This is a genomic window from Salmonella sp. 32100201201700099SM (assembly GCF_017572645.1).
Taxonomy (GTDB): domain Bacteria; phylum Pseudomonadota; class Gammaproteobacteria; order Enterobacterales; family Enterobacteriaceae; genus Salmonella; species Salmonella enterica.
On sequence record NZ_JAGERQ010000010.1, the window covers coordinates 22,637 to 43,450 of the forward strand.

20 protein-coding genes are annotated in these 20,814 nt (G+C 55.1%); 5 read left to right on the forward strand and 15 right to left on the reverse strand.

The features are described 5' to 3' along the window. Positions 1-161 precede the first annotated feature (161 nt). Positions 162-746, forward strand: coding sequence for a Maf family protein (locus J4685_RS16215; RefSeq protein WP_001137603.1), 585 nt, complete (start codon positions 162-164; stop codon positions 744-746). 82 nt (positions 747-828) lie between these two features. Here the strand turns inward: J4685_RS16215 and rluC are convergent, their stop codons facing one another. After that, complete coding sequence (gene rluC / locus J4685_RS16220; RefSeq protein WP_000846323.1) at positions 829-1,788, reverse strand: 23S rRNA pseudouridine(955/2504/2580) synthase RluC; 960 nt, start codon at positions 1,786-1,788, stop codon at positions 829-831. Positions 1,789-2,361: 573 nt separating this feature from the next. On the opposite strand from rluC, the gene rne reads away from it, so the two are divergent. Continuing rightward, positions 2,362-5,565 (forward strand): ribonuclease E, encoded by a 3,204-nt coding sequence (rne, locus tag J4685_RS16225; protein ID WP_016505392.1) that lies wholly within the window; start codon positions 2,362-2,364, stop codon positions 5,563-5,565. 258 nt (positions 5,566-5,823) lie between these two features. On the opposite strand, the gene flgL is transcribed toward rne, so the two are convergent. From flgL to flgB, 11 genes are all read right to left on the reverse strand, one after another. After that, positions 5,824-6,777: a flagellar hook-associated protein FlgL gene (gene flgL / locus J4685_RS16230; RefSeq protein ID WP_001223032.1), complete on the reverse strand. Its 954-nt coding sequence runs from the start codon at positions 6,775-6,777 to the stop codon at positions 5,824-5,826. Positions 6,778-6,791: 14 nt separating this feature from the next. Beyond that, entirely contained in the window at positions 6,792-8,453 is a 1,662-nt protein-coding gene (flgK, locus tag J4685_RS16235; protein ID WP_000096425.1) for a flagellar hook-associated protein FlgK, read from the reverse strand. 64 nt (positions 8,454-8,517) lie between these two features. Further along, a complete protein-coding gene (gene flgJ / locus J4685_RS16240; protein ID WP_000578685.1) occupies positions 8,518-9,468 on the reverse strand; it encodes a flagellar assembly peptidoglycan hydrolase FlgJ in 951 nt (316 codons plus the stop codon). Next, on the reverse strand, positions 9,468-10,565 hold the full coding sequence (locus J4685_RS16245; RefSeq protein ID WP_001518955.1) for a flagellar basal body P-ring protein FlgI: 1,098 nt from the start codon (positions 10,563-10,565) through the stop codon (positions 9,468-9,470). The genes flgJ and J4685_RS16245 overlap by 1 nt, the downstream gene beginning before the upstream one ends. 11 nt (positions 10,566-10,576) lie before the next feature. Then, complete coding sequence (gene flgH / locus J4685_RS16250) at positions 10,577-11,275, reverse strand: flagellar basal body L-ring protein FlgH (protein WP_001174897.1); 699 nt, start codon at positions 11,273-11,275, stop codon at positions 10,577-10,579. Between the two features lie 54 nt (positions 11,276-11,329). Continuing rightward, positions 11,330-12,112 carry a flagellar basal-body rod protein FlgG gene (gene flgG / locus J4685_RS16255; RefSeq protein ID WP_000625851.1) on the reverse strand — a complete coding sequence of 261 codons (783 nt, stop codon included), beginning with the start codon at positions 12,110-12,112 and terminating at the stop codon, positions 11,330-11,332. A gap of 13 nt (positions 12,113-12,125) precedes the next feature. Further along, entirely contained in the window at positions 12,126-12,881 is a 756-nt protein-coding gene (locus J4685_RS16260; protein WP_000349280.1) for a flagellar basal body rod protein FlgF, read from the reverse strand. A 20-nt stretch (positions 12,882-12,901) separates the two neighbouring features. After that, entirely contained in the window at positions 12,902-14,113 is a 1,212-nt protein-coding gene (gene flgE / locus J4685_RS16265) for a flagellar hook protein FlgE (protein WP_000010566.1), read from the reverse strand. A gap of 26 nt (positions 14,114-14,139) precedes the next feature. Beyond that, positions 14,140-14,838, reverse strand: a complete 699-nt coding sequence (flgD, locus tag J4685_RS16270; RefSeq protein WP_000020450.1) for a flagellar hook assembly protein FlgD — start codon at positions 14,836-14,838, stop codon at positions 14,140-14,142. Between the two features lie 11 nt (positions 14,839-14,849). Then, positions 14,850-15,254 carry a flagellar basal body rod protein FlgC gene (gene flgC, locus J4685_RS16275; RefSeq protein ID WP_001196448.1) on the reverse strand — a complete coding sequence of 135 codons (405 nt, stop codon included), beginning with the start codon at positions 15,252-15,254 and terminating at the stop codon, positions 14,850-14,852. Positions 15,255-15,257: 3 nt separating this feature from the next. Continuing rightward, entirely contained in the window at positions 15,258-15,674 is a 417-nt protein-coding gene (gene flgB / locus J4685_RS16280; protein ID WP_000887046.1) for a flagellar basal body rod protein FlgB, read from the reverse strand. 156 nt (positions 15,675-15,830) lie between these two features. On the opposite strand from flgB, the gene flgA reads away from it, so the two are divergent. The 3 genes from flgA (at position 15,831) to flgN (ending at position 17,302) form a co-directional block, all read left to right on the forward strand. Next, positions 15,831-16,490, forward strand: a complete 660-nt coding sequence (gene flgA / locus J4685_RS16285) for a flagellar basal body P-ring formation chaperone FlgA (RefSeq protein ID WP_001194088.1) — start codon at positions 15,831-15,833, stop codon at positions 16,488-16,490. A 91-nt stretch (positions 16,491-16,581) separates the two neighbouring features. After that, a complete protein-coding gene (gene flgM / locus J4685_RS16290; RefSeq protein WP_000020893.1) occupies positions 16,582-16,875 on the forward strand; it encodes a flagellar biosynthesis anti-sigma factor FlgM in 294 nt (97 codons plus the stop codon). Between the two features lie 4 nt (positions 16,876-16,879). Next, complete coding sequence (flgN, locus tag J4685_RS16295; RefSeq protein WP_000197547.1) at positions 16,880-17,302, forward strand: flagella biosynthesis chaperone FlgN; 423 nt, start codon at positions 16,880-16,882, stop codon at positions 17,300-17,302. Between the two features lie 81 nt (positions 17,303-17,383). On the opposite strand, the gene murJ is transcribed toward flgN, so the two are convergent. The 3 genes from murJ to J4685_RS16310 form a co-directional block, all read right to left on the reverse strand. Continuing rightward, positions 17,384-18,919: a murein biosynthesis integral membrane protein MurJ gene (gene murJ / locus J4685_RS16300; RefSeq protein ID WP_001537775.1), complete on the reverse strand. Its 1,536-nt coding sequence runs from the start codon at positions 18,917-18,919 to the stop codon at positions 17,384-17,386. A 303-nt stretch (positions 18,920-19,222) separates the two neighbouring features. Next, entirely contained in the window at positions 19,223-20,146 is a 924-nt protein-coding gene (locus tag J4685_RS16305) for a Gfo/Idh/MocA family protein (RefSeq protein ID WP_001259728.1), read from the reverse strand. A 1-nt stretch (position 20,147) separates the two neighbouring features. Beyond that, the gene (locus tag J4685_RS16310; RefSeq protein ID WP_000873044.1) at positions 20,148-20,795 is read right to left on the reverse strand and encodes a YceH family protein; all 648 of its coding nucleotides are present in this window, start codon (positions 20,793-20,795) and stop codon (positions 20,148-20,150) included. Between the last annotated feature and the right edge of the window lie 19 nt (positions 20,796-20,814).

The window sequence follows — 20,814 nt, forward strand, 5'->3', positions numbered from 1 at the left end:
AAAGAAAAAGGCAGCCTGCGGTTGCCTTTTGCCAATAATTCGCACACATTGCGGGTTACAGACTTATTTTCGCTCAAGACGAGTCAGTATGACAGGCTTGAAGACCGAAGAGCATAGTTTAAGATGGCTCTCATCATTACGCTATATCTGAGGGAAAAAATATGCCCCGTCTCATCCTTGCGTCTACCTCTCCCTGGCGTCGCGCGCTGCTGGAAAAGCTGACGATTCCTTTCGAATGCGCCGCGCCGGATGTTGATGAAACCCCCATGCCGGGCGAAGCGCCGCGTCAGTTGGTGCTGCGGCTGGCGCAGGCGAAGGCGCAATCGCTCGCCGCGCGTTTCCCGAATCATTTGATTATTGGCTCCGACCAAATTTGTGTTCTGGACGGCGAAATCACCGGCAAACCGCTGACGGAAGAAAAAGCGCGTCAGCAATTAGCCAAAGCCAGCGGAAATATTGTGACGTTTTATACCGGACTGGCACTGTATAACTCCGCCTCCGGGCACTTACAAACCGAAGTGGAGCCTTTTGACGTTCATTTTCGCCATTTAAGCGAAGCGGAAATAGACGACTATGTCCGTAAAGAGCATCCGCTGCACTGCGCGGGAAGTTTTAAAAGCGAAGGTTTAGGCATTGCATTATTTGAGCGCTTAGAGGGCCGCGATCCGAACACGCTGATCGGCTTGCCGCTTATTGCCCTGTGCCAGATGCTGCGACGGGAAGAGATGAACCCGCTGAATGCCTGATTAATCTGCCTGATGGCGACGCGATGCGTCTTATCAGGCCTACGGTGCATCACACGATTGTAGGCCTGATAAGCAACGCGCATCAGGCTTTACTACGTAATACCTCAAGGCAGCGCTTCAATTGCTTATCCATTGGCGCTTCAATGCGCATGACATCGCCCGTTCCCGGATGCGTGAACTTCAGCGCCGCGGCGTGCAGAAAGAGACGTTTAAGACCGGTTCCCGCTTCGGTAAGCTGTTGATCAAACTCACGGTCGCCGTAGCGATCGTCGAACGCAATAGGGTGACCGGCATATTGGGTATGTACGCGAATCTGATGCGTACGGCCCGTGACCGGGCTACAGCGCACCAGCGTGGCGAAGGCATAACGCTCTTCCACCTTGAAGCGCGTTTCTGAAGGTTTGCCTTCCTGGCTCACGCGGACAATGCGTTCGCCGCTTTGCAGAATGTTCTTTAATAATGGCGCCTGTACGGTTTTAACGTGTGATTGCCACTGGCCGCGCACCAGCGCCAGATAATCTTTCTGCATTCCCTTTTCGCGCAGTTGCTCATGCAGCGAACGCAGCGCGGAGCGTTTTTTCGCCACCAACAGCACGCCGGAAGTATCGCGGTCAAGACGATGCACCAGTTCCAGGAATCGCGCTTCCGGATGCAACGCCCGCAGCCCTTCGATGACGCCGAAACTTAACCCGCTCCCACCGTGTACGGCGGTGCCGGAAGGCTTATTCAGCACCAGAATATGGTCGTCTTCATACAAAATGACGTCCGCCAACGCCGCCACTTTTTGCAAATGCGGCGACACAGCCTCTTCTTCGCGCTCAGCAACGCGAACCGGCGGAATGCGGACTTCATCGCCCGATTCCAGTTTGTATTCCGGTTTAATGCGTTTTTTGTTCACCCGTACCTCGCCTTTACGCAAGATGCGATAAATCATACTTTTTGGTACCCCTTTCAGTTGGGTGCGCAAAAAGTTATCAATGCGTTGCCCCGCTTCGTCAGCGGCGATAGCAACAATTTTTACGGATGGCGTTTCTGTTTTCATGGGGGGCGATTCTAAATAGCCTGTGAGATTCGCGCCACACATTTTTCTATGCTTATAGAGACGTCTACGCCAGTGGATGAACATTTTTCACTGCGGTTTTGCTGGTTATTAAAGCGATTGGCTCGCGCTGGTGAAAAAACTGTGAGTAAGCGGGTGATAAATGGTAAAAGTCATCTTGCTATAACAAGGTTAGCAGTGGAATAATGATGCGGTTTCCGCACCGAAACTTGTTAAAACAAAAAGTTTAGCGGAATAACCCATTTTGTCTGACCGATCATCAACGCAGCAATGGCGTAAGACGTATTGATTTTTCAGACAGTTAGCGGGCTGCGGGTTGCAGTCCTTACCGGTAGATAGGATCTTCTCTGGAGAGTAATGCCCAGGCTGCTTCCCTGATAATTGCGCTGTGTTTCCGTATGAAATACAGGCAACCGACACTCTGCGCCTCTTTGAGCTGACGATAACCGTGAGGTTGGCGACGCGAAATAGTCACGAGGCCATCGGTTCATGCCCGGTAAGGCGTCACCATGCCCGCAGCTTAGTCGTCAACGTAAGAATAATGAGTAAGTTACGATGAAAAGAATGTTAATCAACGCGACTCAGCAGGAAGAGTTGCGCGTCGCCCTTGTAGATGGGCAGCGTCTGTACGATCTGGATATAGAAAGCCCCGGACACGAGCAGAAAAAAGCGAACATCTATAAAGGCAAAATTACCCGTATTGAACCGAGCCTGGAAGCGGCTTTTGTTGATTACGGCGCAGAACGCCACGGTTTCCTCCCGTTAAAAGAAATTGCCCGCGAATATTTCCCCGCTAACTACAGCGCTCATGGTCGCCCGAACATCAAAGACGTGTTACGCGAAGGCCAGGAAGTCATTGTTCAAATCGATAAAGAAGAGCGCGGCAACAAAGGCGCGGCGTTAACCACCTTTATCAGTCTGGCGGGCAGCTACCTGGTACTGATGCCGAATAACCCGCGCGCGGGTGGTATCTCCCGTCGCATTGAAGGCGACGATCGTACCGAGTTAAAAGAAGCGTTGGCCAGCCTGGAACTTCCTGAAGGGATGGGGCTTATCGTACGTACCGCGGGCGTGGGTAAATCCGCCGAAGCGTTGCAGTGGGATTTAAGCTTCCGCCTGAAACACTGGGAAGCCATTCAGAAAGCCGCTGAAAGCCGTCCCGCGCCGTTCCTGATCCATCAGGAAAGCAACGTCATCGTACGCGCGTTTCGCGACTATCTGCGTCAGGATATCGGTGAAATCCTAATCGACAATCCAAAAGTGATGGAAATGGCGCGTCAGCATATCGCCGCGTTGGGCCGCCCGGATTTTAGCAGCAAAATTAAGCTATACACCGGTGAAATCCCGTTGTTCAGCCATTACCAGATCGAATCGCAGATCGAGTCTGCGTTCCAGCGTGAAGTGCGCCTGCCCTCCGGCGGCTCCATCGTCATTGACAGCACCGAAGCGTTAACCGCTATCGATATCAACTCCGCCCGCGCAACTCGCGGCGGCGATATCGAAGAAACCGCGTTCAACACCAATCTCGAAGCGGCCGATGAGATTGCCCGCCAGTTGCGTCTGCGCGACCTGGGCGGCCTGATCGTTATCGACTTTATCGATATGACGCCGGTACGTCACCAGCGCGCGGTAGAAAACCGCCTGCGTGAAGCGGTGCGTCAGGACCGGGCGCGTATTCAGATTAGCCATATTTCCCGCTTCGGCCTGCTCGAAATGTCGCGTCAGCGCCTGAGCCCGTCGCTGGGCGAATCCAGCCATCACGTGTGTCCGCGCTGTAGCGGTACCGGCACCGTGCGCGATAACGAATCTCTGTCGCTGTCCATTCTGCGCCTGATTGAAGAAGAAGCGCTGAAAGAGAATACGCAGGAAGTCCATGCCATTGTTCCGGTGCCGATCGCCTCTTATCTGCTTAACGAAAAACGGACGGCAGTTAACGCTATTGAGACGCGTCAGGATGGCGTCCGCTGTGTCATCGTCCCGAACGATCAGATGGAAACGCCGCACTATTCCGTGCTACGCGTACGCAAAGGGGAAGAAACGCCGACCCTGAGCTACATGCTGCCGAAGCTGCACGAAGAAGCGATGGCGCTGCCTTCTGAAGAAGAGTACGCCGAGCGTAAACGCCCGGAACAGCCTGCGCTGGCGACATTCGCTATGCCAGATGTGCCTCCGGCGCCGACGCCTGTCGAACCGGCGGTTAGCGTTGCTACGGCGAAAAAGGATAATGTTGCCGCCGAGCAGCCTGCCCAGCCGGGTCTGTTTAGCCGCTTCCTTAACGCGCTGAAACAACTGTTCAGCGGTGAAGAAACGAAAACCGTCGAAACAGCCGCGCCGAAAGCGGAAGAAAAAGCGGAGCGTCAGCAGGATCGTCGCAAGCCACGACAGAACAACCGTCGCGATCGTAACGAACGCCGCGACACCCGTGATAACCGTGCCGGACGTGACGGCGGCGAGAGCCGCGACGATAATCGTCGTAACCGTCGCCAGGCGCAGCAGCAAAATGCGGAAGCGCGCGATACCCGCCAGCAGGAAACGGCGGAAAAAGTGAAAACCGGCGATGAGCAGCAACAGACGCCGCGTCGCGAACGCAGCCGCCGCCGCAATGATGACAAACGCCAGGCGCAGCAGGAAGTAAAAGCGCTTAACCGCGAAGAACAGCCTGTCCAGGAGACCGAGCAGGAAGAACGCGTTCAGCAGGTTCAGCCGCGCCGTAAGCAACGTCAGCTTAATCAGAAAGTCCGCTTTACCAACAGCACAGTGGTTGAAACGGTTGACACGCCGGTCGTCGTCGACGAACCACGCCCGGTTGAAAACGTTGAACAGCCCGTTCCAGCGCCGCGTACCGAGCTGGCGAAAGTTGATTTACCTGTCGTTGCCGATATCGCGCCGGAGCAGGATGATAGCGTAGAACCTCGCGATAATACCGGTATGCCGCGTCGCTCCCGCCGTTCTCCGCGCCACCTGCGCGTAAGCGGTCAGCGTCGCCGTCGCTATCGTGACGAGCGCTACCCGACACAATCGCCGATGCCGTTAACCGTCGCCTGCGCGTCGCCAGAAATGGCGTCCGGTAAAGTCTGGATCCGCTACCCGATTGTCCGTCCTCAGGAAACGCAGGTTGTTGAAGAGCAGCGTGAAGCAGATCTGGCGCTGCCACAACCGGTTGTCGCTGAACCGCAGGTTATCGCTGCGACCGTAGCGCTCGAACCACAAGCGTCGGTACAGGCGGTAGAAAACGTTGCCGTTGAACCGCAGACCGTCGCCGAACCACAGGCGCCGGAAGTCGTCAAGGTCGAGACAACGCATCCGGAAGTGATTGCCGCGCCGGTTGATGAACAGCCGCAACTGATTGCCGAAAGCGATACGCCGGAAGCGCAAGAGGTTATTGCTGACGCCGAACCGGTAGCAGAAACCGCCGACGCGTCCATTACGGTGGCTGAAAACGTAGCTGATGTTGCCGTTGTCGAGCCAGAAGAAGAGACAAAAGCGGAAGCGGCTGTTGTGGAGCACACGGCAGAAGAAACCGTTATCGCACCGGCCCAGGTGGTGGAAAAGCCGCAGGACGTTGTCTGCGTTGACGATCATAACCACGCCAGCGCGCCGATGACGCGTGCGCCAGCGCCGGAATATGTGCCGGAAACCCCGCACCATAGCGACTGGCAGCGCCCTTCCTTCCACTTTGAAGGTAAAGGCGCAGCAGGCGGACACAGCGCCACACGTCACGCCAGCGCCCCGGCGACACGCCCACAGCCGGTAGAATGATGTAAATGCTGATACAAAGCCGACCGCCAGGTCGGCTTTTTTTTATGCCTCTTACAGGGCGATGCCTCACCCCATGGCGTCTTTTAGTCACTCCAGGCGTTTATGAGATCGGGCGGGATAATACGTACGGATGGCGTCGCTACGGGCGCGACAATATGACCACTAACTCAATGACGACTAAAAAAATGCCCGCGCCGGGGTGGATGGCGCGGGCAGACAAAACATATCCAGTTTCGTGATATGTTTCAAAAAGAGGCGTTACCGGTTCAACTGGAAAAGCGACATTCCCTGCATGTCGGTAAACGTTTTATAGGACGCCTGTAATGCCGCCTGTTGCATGACGTAGGAGGAAATGACCGAGTTCCAGTCCACATCTACCAGGTTGCTCATCTGTAGCTTCTGTCCCAGCGCACGGTCGCTTCCCAGTGAATCCAGCGTACTGAGTTCGCTCAGTTGCGTTCCCAGTTCCGCACGAACGGTCAGGACGTTATTAAGCGAATTTTTTAAGCCGCGATTGGTTTTATCAATGGCGGCAGCGGCTTTTTCTTTTTCCACGTCATTGCCTTCCACCGGGGTCTTGAGCGCGGCAATTGCCGTATCGAGCATGACAAACAGATTCTTTTCGGAGTCCGAGCCATCCGGTTCCGGCACCGCATTGCTGGTGATGCTATTAAAAATTTGCGCTCCCGTATGGCCAATTACCATCGTGCGTGCGGAATCCACCTGCTGGGTAACACTTTTCTCGCCGCCATGATAACCACCTGTCGCCTGGTCGAATGGCGCCGCTTCCGTTTTATACCCGGCAAAGATATAGCGACCATTGCCGTCAGTGCTGTTTGCCAGGTTCATCAGCTGATCGCGGATCCCCTGTAAATCCGTCGCCAGCGACGCGCGGTCATCGTCGCTTAACGTGCCGTTTCCGGCATAGACGATTTTTTCCTGCGCGGTTTGAATCGCCGTCGTCACCTGACTGAGTACACTTTCTTCCAGCGACACTTTTTGGGTGGCAAACGTACGCGCCAGGGCGTACTGGCTATTCTGCGCCTGCGCCTGAGAGAGTACTACCGCCTGCGACGCGGCGATCGGATCGTCAGATGGGTTGGTAACGCGCTTACCGGTAGACATCTGCTCGCCCAGCTTCATCCATTCGGCCTGAGAATTAGTGATGCCGCTCATATTTTGTTCGTACATCATCTGGGTACTGATACGCATGTCATCCTTCTCCTTTAGCGAATATTCAGTAACGCATCAAACAGCGCATTCGCGGTCTGCAATACTTGCGCATTCGCCAGATAATACTGCTGATAACGCTGCAAATTGCCGTATTCTTCGTCGAGGTTAACGCCGGAAACCGACTGTTGCTGTTTATAAAGCTGTTTAACCACATTCGCCTGCGTGGTGCTGCTGGTTTTCAGCGTTGACGTTTTGTTACCCACATCGCTGACCAACGTGGCGTAAGCATCGTTAAAGGTTTTGTTGCCGCCCACTACATTGCTGTTTTGTAAGTCCAGCAATGCCTGACCATTGCGGTTATCGCTGTCGCCGGTATCCACATCAGGATCGAGTTTTGACTCAGACGCCATCGCAATCTCGGCTTCATTTGTCACTTTAACGTTCATGTCGACGATAGCATTGCTGACCGGCTTGAGAAGAAAACTGTCGTTTTTCTGTGCGCCAGTCCCTACCGTCACTTTCAGACCGTCAATCTCCAGTTTTCCGTCAGCATCTTTTGTCGCCGTGAAGGTGGTGTTATCCGCAGTGCGAGTAACCTGCCAGTCTGTACCGTCAAAAACAATCTTATAATCCGTCGCCTGAACCTTCGTGCTGTCGACCACCTTAGCGGTTAGCGATACCGTTTTATCGGCATTATTACTGTTGCTATATACCACCGGCGAGCCAATGCTAAAGAAGTCTTTCCCTTTATTGCCGTCGGCGTCATAACCTTTGGTATGCTGCGCGTTAAACGCATCGGCAAACGCCAACGCCAACTGGCCCAGCGTATTACGAGTCTGATCCAGATCCTGAGAACGGAACGTCAGTAATCCGCCGAGCGAACCGGTGTTCAGCAACTTTTCCGGAATTTCGATGTTACCGGCGGCCTCATCGACATAAGCGACAGTCGTTCGCGTCGGGTCGGCGCTGGAGGGAACCGCCGCCAACTGACGCGCCGTCGACCCCTGCACCAGCGTATAGCCATTGGCCATCGTCAGGTTATAGGTGCCGCCGTCCTGTACACTCACCTCGACGCCAACGATCTTGTTAAGCTCGCTGACCAACTGATCACGCTGATCGAGCAGGTCGTTCGGCGATGCGCCCGCGCCTACGCCCGTCATACGGGAGATTTGATCGTTCAGGTTAGCTATCTGCTTCGCGTAATTGTTGATTTGCGCCACGCTGGAGCCAATCGCGATATTGACCTGTTTATCCTGATCGCGCAGATACTGATCGGTGGTTTTGAACTGGTTTACCAGCCCTTCCGCTTTACCAATCAGCGCCTGACGCGCCGCAGGATCTTCCGCATTACTGACTAACGTTTGCAGGCTGGTAAAAAAACTCTGCAACGAACCAGACAGTGAGCTGGATTTATCGGCCAGCAGGTTGTCGATTTTCGACATTTGTTCATAGCGCGTGGTTAAGCCGCTGCTCTGGTTTTGCGCGCCGCGTAGCTGATTAGTGATAAACGCATCATATTCGCGCTGTACGCCTGAAACGTAAACGCCATTACCTATCCAGCCGCCAGCCCCTAACGTACTGTTTGCCTGCGCCAGAATAGTTGTCTGCCGGGTATAACCCGCAACGTTATAATTGTTGATGTTATTACTGACCGTATTTAACGCGGCCTGCGCGGCGTTAAGTCCGCTCATGGCGTGATTAATCAAGCTGGACATGATGGTTCCTTTTAATCCTTCAATACTCGTTGTTATCGGCAGCGACTACGTGGACTTGAGCAATTTAAAAGAGATTGTCGAGATTCGCGCTGTAGGTTTTGCTGACCTTTTCACTCATCGCTTTCAACTGCTGAATCATGCTGGTCAATTTACGCGCGTAATTCGGGTCAGTGGCGTATCCGGCGTTTTGCAGGGCCACTGCGCCCTGCTCTGCCGTGGCGGCAGTGGTCACGGCAGCGTAGCGTGGGTTACGCGTTAACAGCGCGACATAATCCGATAATGCCTCCAGATACGAGCTATAGACGCGGAATTTCGCTTTCACTTTTTTCGCTTCGCCATTTTCGTATTCAGTGGTGGTGATTTCCGTCACCGGCCCTTTCCAACTGGCGGTCGCTTTCACGCCAAATACGTTATAGCTGGGTTCGCCATTCTCCCGCAGGATTTGCCGTTGCCCCCAGCCGGACTCCAGCGCCGCCTGCGCCAGAATCAGATGATGCGGCACCCCGCTTTGTTCGCTGGCCAGCCTCGCCGGGAGCGAAAGCCGGGCCAGAAAGTCTTTACTGTCGCCGGAGAGCGGCGCATCGCTGCTGTCCGGCGTTTTCGGTATGGCTTTGCGCACCAGTTGGGTCAGCGCCTGATTTTGATAGCTGTTTACCGTCTCCAGGGAGAATTTAAGCGGTACTTGCGGCGCGTCATCCGCAGGCATCGTCTGCCCGCCCGTCATCTGTTTAACCATCATATCCGCCAGCCCCAGTCCCTTACCGGCGGTCATCTGCTGAGCGATCTGCTGGTCATACATGCTGGTATACAGACGCGTCTGATCGCTGCTGAATAAACCATCTTTGGGTAAAGCCTCGCGCATACTTTTCAGCATCATCTGCACAAACATCCCTTCCACCTGACGGGCCACAGGACGGATATTCGCCGCCGGGTCCTGGCCCGCTTTCGCTTTCAGTTCGTTCAGAGATTGCGCATCCCAGGCCGCGCTGGCCAGCAATTTACCGTCTCCGATCATCAGATGATTTCCAGTTTGGCGCGTAGACAGCCCGCGCTCTGCATGGACTGCAAAATCGACATCAGGTCCATCGGCGTCGCGCCAAGCGCATTCAGCGCGCGCACTACGCTGTTCAGATTGGCGCTGGAACGCACACTCTGTAGCGATCCGCCGCTCTGACGCAAATCTATCTGAGTCTGTGGTGTCACCACGGTCTGTCCGCCGCCAAATGGCGTATTCGGCTGGTTGACGTTGAGCTGGCGATTGACTGTCACTGACAAATTGCCCTGCGCCACAGCGCAGCTATCCAGCGTGACTTCCCTATTCATGACCACCGAACCGGTACGCGAGTTGATCACGACTTTTGCATCCTGCGGCGTCACGTTGACTTCCATATTTTGAATGTCCGCCAGAAAACGCACCTGCGAGCTGTTGCCGCTGGGCACGCGTACCTGTACCGTTCGCGCATCAAGCGCAGTGGCGCTGCCGTAACCGCGGGCGCGGTTGATGGCGTCGGTAATTTGCTGCGCCATCGTAAAATCTTCGTCGTTCAATTGCAGATTAATGGTGTTGCCAGCGCCGAACTGAGTCGGCAACTCGCGTTCGATAATCGCGCCATTAGTGATGCGCCCGCCATTAAGCTGGTTAACCTGCACGCTACTGCCGCCTGCGGAAGCGCCCGCGCCGCCGACCAGAATATTGCCCTGCGCCAGAGCATACACCTGGCTGTCCACCCCTTTTAACGGCGTCATTAATAACGTCCCGCCACGCAGACTTTTAGCGTTCCCCATTGAGGAAACGACGACATCGATCGTTTGTCCCTGTCGCGCAAAAGGCGGATACGACGCCGTCACCATCACCGCCGCCACGTTTTTCAACTGCATGTTGGTGCCGGTGGGGACCGTAATCCCCAGTTGTGACAGCATGTTATTCAACGTCTGGGTGGTAAATGGCGTCTGGGTCGTCTGGTCGCCCGTACCGTCCAGCCCGACCACCAGCCCGTAGCCGATCAGCGAGTTTTCCCGTACTCCCTGGACACTGGTCAGATCCCGGATACGCTCGGCGTGCGCCAGAGTGGCAACCAGTGCCAGAACGATTCCTGCAAGAGCTTTAAACACATACACCTCGCTTACATCGGCGACAAATTAAGGAAGAAACGTTGCAGCCAGCCCATATTTTGCGCTTCGTTAATATAGCCGTTCCCGACATATTCAATCCGTGCATCCGCCACCTGTGTCGAGGGAACGGAGTTGCTGCCGCTGATGGTGCGTGGATTTACCACGCCGGAGAAGCGGATGAATTCCGTTCCCTGATTAATCGCGATCTGTTTTTCCCCCACGACGTGTAAATTGCCATTGGCCAGAACCTGATCGACGGTCACGGTCAGCGTGCCGCTAAAGGTATTGCTGGCATTCGCGCCGCCTTTACCGTTAAAAGAGTTGCCGCCGGAGGCCTCCATATCCGCGCGGGAATTACCGAATAATCCCTGCAGATAACGCGGTACCGTATCAAAACCAAAGCTGGTTTTGCCGTCGCGGCTGGCATTTGCTGACGAGCTTTTACTGGCGCTGACGTTTTCCTGTAACACAATCGTGAGCGTATCGCCGATATTACGCGGTCGACGATCTTCAAAAAGCGGCTGATAGCCATAATTAATCGGCTGCGCAGACTGAAATATGGAGCCATTCGCCACCGGTACCGGGCCAGGTATCGGCTGCGCCGTGGTCGCCCCCTGCACGAGCGGTTTAGCGGGTATCCAGGCGCATCCTGTCAGCGTCGCGACCATCAGGGCCATAACTGGGTAAGCGTGAAGCGCGTATTTTTGCATTACCTTCATCTTCAAAATCAGGGAGCCGGTGGCGTATCCCCCACCGGCGGCCCCTTAGAGTTGCGTCAGTTTCTGCAGCATCTGATCGGTCGTCGATACTGCTTTACTGTTAATTTCATAGGCGCGTTGAACCTGAATCATGTTCACCAGCTCTTCCGCCACGTTAACGTTCGACGTTTCGACATACCCTTGATACAACAACCCCGCGCCGTTGAGCCCCGGCGTGCTTTCGTTCGGCGCGCCGGACGATTGCGTTTCGATATAGAGGTTCTCGCCAATGCTTTCCAGCCCGGTGTCGTTCATAAAGGTGGTCAGGTTAAGCTGCCCGACCTGAACCGGCGCGGCCTGCCCCTGCTGGGTAACGCTGACCACGCCGTCGCGGCCAATCGTGATGCTTAACGCGTTGGCCGGAATGGTGATTGCCGGCTGCACCTGAAAACCGCCCGCCGTCACCAGTTGACCATTCTGATCCACCTGGAAAGAGCCGTCGCGGGTATAGGCAGACGTACCGTCCGGCAGCATGACCTGGAAAAAGCCCTGCCCTTTAATCGCCACATCTTTACTGTTGTTGGTCTGCGACAGGTTCCCCTGACTGTGCAGGCGCTCCGTGGCGACCGGACGCACGCCGGTACCGATTTGCAGCCCGGAAGGCAGAGTCGTCTGCTCGGACGACTGCGCGCCCGGCTGGCGGATGGTCTGATACAACAGATCTTCAAATACCGCGCGCTGACGCTTAAAACCATTGGTGCTGACGTTTGCCAGGTTATTGGCAATCACATCCATATTGGTTTGCTGCGCGTCCAGACCGGTTTTGGCGATCCATAATGAACTGATCATAAAATGTCCTGTATTAACTCATCGACAGCAGTTGGTTAGCTCGCCCTTCGTTCTCATCTACGCTGGTGATAACCTTCATCTGCATTTCAAAACGACGTGCGTTGGCGATCATGTCGGTCATGGCTTCAACCGGCTTGACGTTACTGCCCTCCAGCACGCCCGACATAATGCGAATTGACGGGTCGGCGGCCAGTACCGCCCCGCGTTCAGCCTGTGCCTCGGCGGTAAGGCGGAATAAACCGTCATCGCTCCGCTGCACTTCATTGCCTTCCGCTTTGACCAGCTTCAGTCGCCCAACGGGCGCCACCGTGTTTGGCGGGTCGCCGGGATTGAGCGCGGAGATCGTGCCGTCTGCCGCAATGGTGATTACCGACCCTTCAGGAACGGTAATCGGGCCGCCTTCGCCGATAACCGGATGTCCCTGAATGGTTAACTGCCCGGTCGGACCCACCTGGATATTCCCATTACGGGTATATCCTTCAGCGCCATCCGCCGCTTGCACCACCAGCCAGCCGTCCTGCTGCAACGCAACATCCAGCGGGCGGGAGGTGTAGTCCAACTGACCCGGGGTCATATCCGCCCCCGGCGTCGACGCCGTAACCAGCGTGCGCGTCGCTAAAGAGAGGCCATCAACGGGCACCGCGCGTAGCGCGTTAAGCTGCGCGCGAAAGCCCGGCGTTGAGGCATTAGCCAGGTTGCTGGCCGTTACCGCCTGCTGGTTAAGCGTCTGGCTGGCCGCCCCCATGGCGGTATAAATTGCGTGATCCATTAAGCTATCCCGTCAGGCGCTTAGCGCAGGTTAACCAGCGTATTGAGGATCTGGTCCTGGGTTTTGATGGTCTGCGCATTCGACTGGTAGTTACGCTGCGCGACGATCATATTCACCAGCTCTTTACTTAAATCCACGTTAGAGGCTTCCAGCGCGCCGTTCGTCAGCTTACCGAAGTTGCCGGAACCGGCAGTCCCCAGCAGCGCAGCCCCGGAGGCCTGCGTCGCCGCCCAGACGTTATCGCCCTGGGATGCCAGACCTTCGTTATTGGCGAAGTTAGCCAGCACTATCTGCCCCAGCACCTGCTCCTGCTCGTTGGAATAGTTGCCAACCACGGTGCCGTCGTTGTTAATCTGGTAGCTCACCAGGTCGCCCGGCTTATAGCCGTTTTGATTGGTGGCGACGATGTTGTTAGCCCCGGTGTTCTGCTGCATGGAGTTAAGGAAGCTGAGGGAGAAGGTGGCCGCTGTCGCGCCATTAATCGTACCGGTGGTGATGTTCACCGTACCGCCAGACTCCAGAATCCCGTTTTCATTGAATTTCAGCGTAGTGGACGCCGTTGTTGGCGCAGTGGCTGCAGGATCGCTGCTGTCATGGGTGTACACGGCCCATTCATTATCTTTGGTTTTCACAAAATAGACGTTCATGTCATGGGCATTACCCTGGCTGTCATAAACGGTGACGGTGCCTTTTTTGTTATACGAATCCGCATCACTCACGCTAAAGGGCGTTTTAGACGGTACAGGGTCCGTTGAGTTCAGGTTGATCTGCATTGACGCGGTGGTGGTCGATTTCGCCGCCATCAGCGTGTTCGGAATGGTGATCGGCGCAGGATTCGCCCCCTGCTGAATGGTCGGCGGCGTACCGGTGGCCGGATAGCCGGTCAACTGCATCCCCTGCATATTGACCAGGTTACGGTTCTCGTCCAGTTTGAACTGGCCGTTGCGGCTATAGAACACGGAACCGTTGCTGTCTACCAGGCGGAAAAAACCGTTCTGGCTAATCGCGACATCCAGCCCGCGCCCGGTGTTCGTTGTCGTACCGTCGGTAAAATCCTGGGTAATCCCCGCCACTTTTACGCCCAGCCCCACTTTGGAACCGGCGAACATATCGGCAAATGATGCCGTACCGGACTTAAAGCCATAGGTGGCGGAGTTGGCGATGTTATTACCGATAACATCAAGGTTGGTGGCCGCAGCGTTCAGGCCGCTAACCGCTTGAGAAAAAGACATGACTGACTCCTGATAAGTGTAAGGGCTTAGATTATTTGCCGAACTTCGTCGAGTGTGGTGGTGCCGTAGGTACCCAGATCCAACAGGTTGCCGTTACTGCCCTTCGTCACGCCCTGTACCAGAGCGAATTGCAGCGGCTGCGCCACCAGTTGCGTTCCGCCATTGCTGGCGGTAATCGCAATGTTGTAAGAACCATTCGGTACCGTTGTTCCGTCCGTTTGCTTACCATCCCAGGTAAAGGTGTGTACCCCGGCTCGCAACTCACCGATCTCCAGCGTCCGTACCACCCGGCCATCTTTATCGGTAATGGTTGCCGTCACTTTGTCCGCAGGCTGTTGCAATTCCACGCCAAACGGCGTCGTGGACGTCACGGCCCCTTCTTCCGCGCCTTTACCCGCCAGAATTGTGGTGCCAGGCACCATAACGCCATGCCCAATCAGCGTGGTCGCCTGTAGGGACTGACTATTATCGATTTGCCCGGAAATAGCCCCCAGCGTCGTATTCAGTTTTTCAATGCCGCTCACGGTACTGATTTGCGCCAACTGTGTCGTTAACTCATTATTTTGTAATGGGTTAGTCGGGTCCTGGTTCTTCAATTGCGCGACCAGTAAGGTCAGGAAACTGCTTTGCAGATCGGCAGCGTTGCTTCCGGTCATCGACCCGCTGCCGGTCGTCGTTTTGACGCCCGTGTTGGTCGGGTCATTCATATTTACGGCAATAGACATACGCGCCTCCTTTACTGGCCTAATGTCAGCGTTTTAAGCATCATGCTTTTTACGGTATTCAGGACTTCGATATTTGCCTGATAGCTGCGCGAGGCTGACATCGTGTTGACCATTTCGCCGACCACATCGACGTTGGGCATTTTGACGTAACCATTAGCGTCCGCCAGCGGATTGCCTGGCTCATAAACCAGCTTTTCCGGTGCCTGACTTTCAATCACGCTGGCGACCTTTACCCCGCCAGTGGCTTGCCCCGGCGCGGCGTCCACCTGAAAAACCACCTGTTTGGCGCGATAAGGCTGTCCGTCCGGGCCGGTGACGCTATCCGCATTCGCCAGGTTACTGGCCGCAACGTTCAACCGCTTGGACTGCGCGGCAAGCGCCGATCCGGCAATATCAAAAATGTTTAACAGCGCCACGAATTAGTTTCCTCCCTGTAGCACATTCATCATGCCTTTGAGTTGGCTACCCAGAACGGTAAGCCCCATCTGATATTTGAGACTGTTATCCGCAAACTGCGTACGTTCCCTGTCCATATCTACGGTGTTACCATCCAAAGAAGGCTGATCGGGTACGCGGTAAAGCAGATCCACTGCGGGAGAAGAGACCGCCTGGGCGGGAATATGGTGAGAGGAAGTCAACGTTAACGCGACGCCGCCGGTTTCTTCCCGTCCACGCACCATCACCTTTTTTAACTCACTGGTAAAATCAATATCGCGCGCCTGATACCCCGGCGTATCGGCATTGGCGATATTCGCCGCTAATATTTCCTGACGTTGCGCGCGCAGATTTAGCGCTTCCTGCTGAAATCGTAAGGCGGCATCGAGCCTGTCGAGCATATCTCCTCCGCAAATGGCAAAATTCAGCCGACAGCTTAAATGCCTTCACGCGCGCGTTATCGCCGGAATAAACGCAAAATGCGTCGCTATTTATTGCGTTGATGCCTGCTTCACACGGGTAGAATCCTGCCATGACATCAACCAGGGGGAAGTACCATGCAAACGTTAAAACGAGGATTCGCCGTGGCGGCTTTGCTGTTCAGCCCCCTGACAATGGCGCAGGACATCAACGCCCAGCTGACCACGTGGTTTTCCCAGCGTCTGGCTGGCTTCAGCGACGAGGTGGTTGTCACGCTCCGTTCATCGCCCAATCTGCTACCGAGCTGCGAACAGCCAGCCTTCAGCATGACGGGCAGCGCGAAGCTGTGGGGCAACGTCAATGTGGTGGCGCGCTGCGCCAATGAAAAACGTTATTTGCAGGTGAATGTGCAAGCGACCGGCAATTATGTCGCCGTTGCCGCGCCCGTCGCGCGCGGCGGAAAATTGACGTCGGCCAACGTCACGTTAAAACGTGGCAGGCTGGATCAGTTACCGCCGCGAACGGTACTGGATATCCGTCAGATTCAGGATGCCGTCAGTTTGCGCGATCTCGCTCCCGGGCAGCCGGTACAGCTTACGATGATACGTCAGGCCTGGCGCGTCAAAGCGGGGCAACGAGTACAGGTCATCGCCAATGGCGAGGGGTTTAGCGTCAATGCGGAAGGCCAGGCGATGAATAATGCCGCCGTCGCGCAAAATGCGCGCGTGCGCATGACATCGGGTCAAATCGTGAGTGGAACCGTCGATTCTGATGGGAATATTCTTATTAACCTATAATTGTGTAAAGATTTTGTCGCGGCTGCCGATGAGATATTCAACCATGATGGTAGCTGGCCGCTACAACGTAACCCTCGATGAGGATAAATAAATGAGCATTGACCGTACCTCACCTTTGAAACCCGTTAGCACTGTCCAGACGCGCGAAACCAGCGACACGCCGGTACAAAAAACGCGTCAGGAAAAAACGTCCGCCGCGACGAGCGCCAGCGTAACGTTAAGCGACGCGCAAGCGAAGCTCATGCAGCCAGGCGTCAGCGACATTAATATGGAACGCGTCGAAGCATTAAAAACGGCTATCCGTAACGGTGAGTTAAAAATGGATACGGGAAAAATAGCAGACTCGCTCATTCGCGAGGCGCAGAGCTACTTACAGAGTAAATAAGCGTATGACTCGTTTGTCAGAAATACTTGACCAGATGACCACCGTCCTGAATGACCTGAAGACGGTGATGGACGCCGAGCAACAACAGCTTTCCGTAGGCCAGATTAACGGCAGCCAGCTACAGCGTATTACAGAAGAAAAAAGCTCGTTGCTGGCGACGCTGGATTATCTGGAACAACAGCGCCGTCTGGAGCAGAACGCGCAGCGTAGCGCAAACGATGACATTGCAGAGCGCTGGCAGGCGATTACCGAAAAAACGCAGCATCTTCGCGACCTCAACCAGCACAACGGCTGGCTGCTGGAAGGGCAAATCGAGCGTAATCAACAGGCGCTGGAGGTGCTGAAACCTCACCAGGAGCCGACCTTGTACGGGGCTGACGGTCAGACCTCCGTCTCTCACCGCGGCGGTAAAAAAATTTCTATCTAATCATTGCCGGATGGCGACGTTGCGCCTTTCCGGCCTGAATGCCTTGTAGGCCTGATAGCACAGCGCTATCAGGCACTGAATTTACGCCGTCCGACGAACAAACTCTTTCACTTTAAAGCCCAGCACGGCAAGCGCGGCGAAATAGGCCGCGATACCCGCGATCACTACCGCCATCAAACGTAGCAAACGCCATAACATCGACCCTTGCGACCACTCCGGCATAATATGCAACACGCCGAACAATACGGCGGCCATTACCAGTACGGAAATGATCAGACGCATCAGGAACCACATCCACCCCGGTTGTGGCGTAAAGATATTCTGTTTGCGCAGTTGCCAGTACAGCAGCGACGCATTGAGACATGCCGCCAAACCAATAGAGAGCGACAGCCCGGCGTGTTTCAGCGGTCCAATAAACGCCAGGTTCATTAACTGAGTCATGATTAACGTCACGATGGCGATTTTCACCGGCGTTTTAATATCCTGGCGAGAATAGAAGCCCGGGGCCAACACTTTTACGACGATCAAGCCAATCAGCCCCACCGAATAGGCGATTAACGCCCGCTGCGTCATCGCCGCATCAAAGGCGGTGAATTTACCGTACTGAAACAGCGAGACCGTCAGCGGCTTCGCCAGAATGCCTAACGCTACCGCGCTCGGCAACGCCAGTAAAAAGCACAAACGCAGCCCCCAGTCCATCAGGCGGCAGTACTCATCATGATTGCCGCTGGCAAAGCTTTTCGACAATGACGGCAACAGGATGGTCCCCAACGCCACGCCCAGCACGCCGGACGGGAACTCCATCAACCGATCGGCATAGTACATCCATGAGACCGAGCCGGAGGCCAGAAACGAGGCGAAAATGGTATTGATGATAAGGGAGATCTGACTGACGGAAACGCCCAAAATCGCCGGCCCCATCTGTTTGACCACCCGCATCGCCCCGGTGTCGCGAAAGTTAATGCGCGGCAGCACCAGCATACCGATCTTTTTCAAATACGGAAGTTGATACACCAGTTGCAGCACGCCGCCGACGGTGACTGCCCAGGCTAACGCCAGCACCGGCGGATTAAAGTATGGCGCGGCGAATAATGCAAAACCGATCATGCTGATATTAAGAAATGTCGGCGCAAAAGCGGGAATAGAGAAGCGATTCCAGGTGTTGAGAATGGCGCCAACCAGTGAAGCCAGAGAGATCAGCAGAATATAGGGAAACGTAATCCGCAGCAGTTGCGTCGTCAGCGCGAATTTATCCGCAGTATCGGCAAAACCCGGCGCGGTTACCATAATCACCCACGGGGCGGCCAGCATACCGGCCACCGTCACGACGGCCAATGCCAGCGTCAACAGGCCGGAAACGTAAGCGACAAAGATCCGCGTCGCTTCTTCACCCTGCTTGCTCTTATATTCCGCCAAGATAGGCACAAAGGCCTGAGAAAAAGCGCCTTCGGCAAAGATCCGGCGTAGTAAATTAGGGAGTTTAAACGCCACAAAAAAGGCGTCGGTCGCCATCCCTGCGCCAAAAATTCTGGCGACAATCGCATCACGGGCAAAGCCCAACACGCGTGAAAACATAGTCATCGAGCTGACGGCAGCCAGCGATTTCAATAAATTCATTTCTTTTGTATTCCAGACCCTGGCGTAAAACTCCTGCATGGCTGATCCATCGACCGGATAACGCAACTTCTGCCGTATCCGGCTGTATCACCGCGCCTGACGGCGACGTCAAAACGTCTTATCAGGCCTTACAGACTCCCCACGGTTTGCCATTATTCACTGTGAAAAGAGGTATTATGTAGAGTGGGCATATATACCCGCCATACTTCGAGCTGCATGTGCGTTAGCTTTTCTGCAACTCGAATTATTGAGGGTATAGTACCTGGATTACGATGAATTACTACCGCCAGATGTTACAGAGGGTTATTCGCTGATGGCGTCCCGCCACAGCGCCTCCACGACGCGCTGGGCCAAAATCGCCTGCTCCCCCGCCGTTTCCGGAACCGTCTGATTTTGTACGCAGTCAATGAAATGCCGCGCGCATCCGACAAAACCACGCTGTTCAAGCGTCGTTTGCCAACCCGGAATGGGTTTGATGAGAATACCCTGCCCGCGCTCTTCGCGCCATTCACGCATATCCGTCACGTCATACAACCCGCCGTCGGTGACGGCCTGGACCGATTCACGCTGACTTCCGGCGCGCCGGTGCATACTGGTGGTAATTTGTAGTTTGTCGGCGGAAAAATGATGTTCCGCATAGCACATTTCGCCGGACTCGCTGGTGAGCAACGTGCCGCTGGCAAGGCGCGCCTCGCCGCCCGCCAGCCACAGAGCGGTATCCACGACATGCAGATAGTCATCGAGCAAAGTAAAACGTAAGTCGTGCGGCCCGACGCTATCGGTACGATGTTTATCCATACGCAGTGACGCCGCAGTGCCGAGGCGCGTCTTCAGTTCGCGGTACAGCGGCGCGAAACGGCGATTAAAGCCAACCATCAGCGTCAATTTTTTTTGCGCCGCCAGCGCCACCAGCCGTTCGGCATCACGTAGATTTTCCGCCAGCGGTTTATCCACGCAAACATGGACGCCGGCATTGAGAAGTTCGCTGACCACGGCATAATGGCTTGCGGTACTGGAGTGGACGAAGACCGCATCGCAGCCGGACGCTAAATTCGCCAGCGAATCCACATACGGTATGCGCCAGCTTTCGCAGATACGTAAGGCTTTATCCCGCGAAGGAGACCAGGCGCCCTGTAACGTCCATCCGGCGGTGTTGGTTAATACCGGCAGCCAGGCCTTCTGCGCAATACCGCCTAATCCGACAATGCCAATCCGTAATGTTCTCACATTACTCTCCCAGGTGAGCTAACAAAGAATCCAGCCGCTGCTTTAACTCCGCCACTTCGCTTTCCAGCGCTTCGACGCGCGACTGAAGATCGCCCGACGCACTTTCCGGCGCAGACGTCTGGAGAGACAGTTCATCGACGTCGCCGCAAAAAAGGTGTATATAACGGCTTTCGCGCTTACCCGGTTCACGCGCCAGACGGACGACATACGGGCCGTCCTCACGACTGGCAAGCCGTTCCAGCGTGGATTCAACTTCCGCCATATCACTGAATTCATGCATCCGCGACGCCCGGCTACGCAACTCGCCGGGCGTTTGCGCGCCGCGCAGCAGCAGCGTAGTGACAAGCGCCACTTCCGCCGCGCTAAGTTTCAGATCGCCAAATTCGGAATTACAGAAACGCTGTTCATATTTGGTGACGCGATTGCCAAACCCGCTGACCGTACGCAAAAAGTGGCGTTTCACCAGGTTATCGAGCTGTTCTTGTACCTCTTGTTCCGTCAGGTTCATCACTGGTTCACGGTTGGTTTTCTGATTACAGGCTGTCACCACGCCGTTGACGGAAAGCGGATACTGTTCCGGCGTTGTCACCTGCTTTTCCAGCAGACACCCAATCACTCGCGCTTCAGTGGCAGTTAATTCATATTTCATCGTTTTCTCCCTTTGCCTC

Excerpts from the sequence above, each read along its gene's own strand:
- J4685_RS16215 (WP_001137603.1), top strand. The coding sequence starts at position 162 with ATGCCCCGTCTCATCCTTGCGTCTACCTCTCCCTGGCGTCGCGCGCTG.
- rluC (WP_000846323.1), bottom strand. The coding sequence starts at position 1,788 with ATGAAAACAGAAACGCCATCCGTAAAAATTGTTGCTATCGCCGCTGAC.
- rne (WP_016505392.1), top strand. The coding sequence starts at position 2,362 with ATGAAAAGAATGTTAATCAACGCGACTCAGCAGGAAGAGTTGCGCGTC.
- flgL (WP_001223032.1), bottom strand. The coding sequence starts at position 6,777 with ATGCGTATCAGTACCCAGATGATGTACGAACAAAATATGAGCGGCATC.
- flgK (WP_000096425.1), bottom strand. The coding sequence starts at position 8,453 with ATGTCCAGCTTGATTAATCACGCCATGAGCGGACTTAACGCCGCGCAG.
- flgJ (WP_000578685.1), bottom strand. The coding sequence starts at position 9,468 with ATGATCGGAGACGGTAAATTGCTGGCCAGCGCGGCCTGGGATGCGCAA.
- flgH (WP_001174897.1), bottom strand. The coding sequence starts at position 11,275 with ATGCAAAAATACGCGCTTCACGCTTACCCAGTTATGGCCCTGATGGTC.
- flgG (WP_000625851.1), bottom strand. The coding sequence starts at position 12,112 with ATGATCAGTTCATTATGGATCGCCAAAACCGGTCTGGACGCGCAGCAA.
- J4685_RS16260 (WP_000349280.1), bottom strand. The coding sequence starts at position 12,881 with ATGGATCACGCAATTTATACCGCCATGGGGGCGGCCAGCCAGACGCTT.
- flgE (WP_000010566.1), bottom strand. The coding sequence starts at position 14,113 with ATGTCTTTTTCTCAAGCGGTTAGCGGCCTGAACGCTGCGGCCACCAAC.
- flgD (WP_000020450.1), bottom strand. The coding sequence starts at position 14,838 with ATGTCTATTGCCGTAAATATGAATGACCCGACCAACACGGGCGTCAAA.
- flgB (WP_000887046.1), bottom strand. The coding sequence starts at position 15,674 with ATGCTCGACAGGCTCGATGCCGCCTTACGATTTCAGCAGGAAGCGCTA.
- flgA (WP_001194088.1), top strand. The coding sequence starts at position 15,831 with ATGCAAACGTTAAAACGAGGATTCGCCGTGGCGGCTTTGCTGTTCAGC.
- flgM (WP_000020893.1), top strand. The coding sequence starts at position 16,582 with ATGAGCATTGACCGTACCTCACCTTTGAAACCCGTTAGCACTGTCCAG.
- flgN (WP_000197547.1), top strand. The coding sequence starts at position 16,880 with ATGACTCGTTTGTCAGAAATACTTGACCAGATGACCACCGTCCTGAAT.
- murJ (WP_001537775.1), bottom strand. The coding sequence starts at position 18,919 with ATGAATTTATTGAAATCGCTGGCTGCCGTCAGCTCGATGACTATGTTT.
- J4685_RS16310 (WP_000873044.1), bottom strand. The coding sequence starts at position 20,795 with ATGAAATATGAATTAACTGCCACTGAAGCGCGAGTGATTGGGTGTCTG.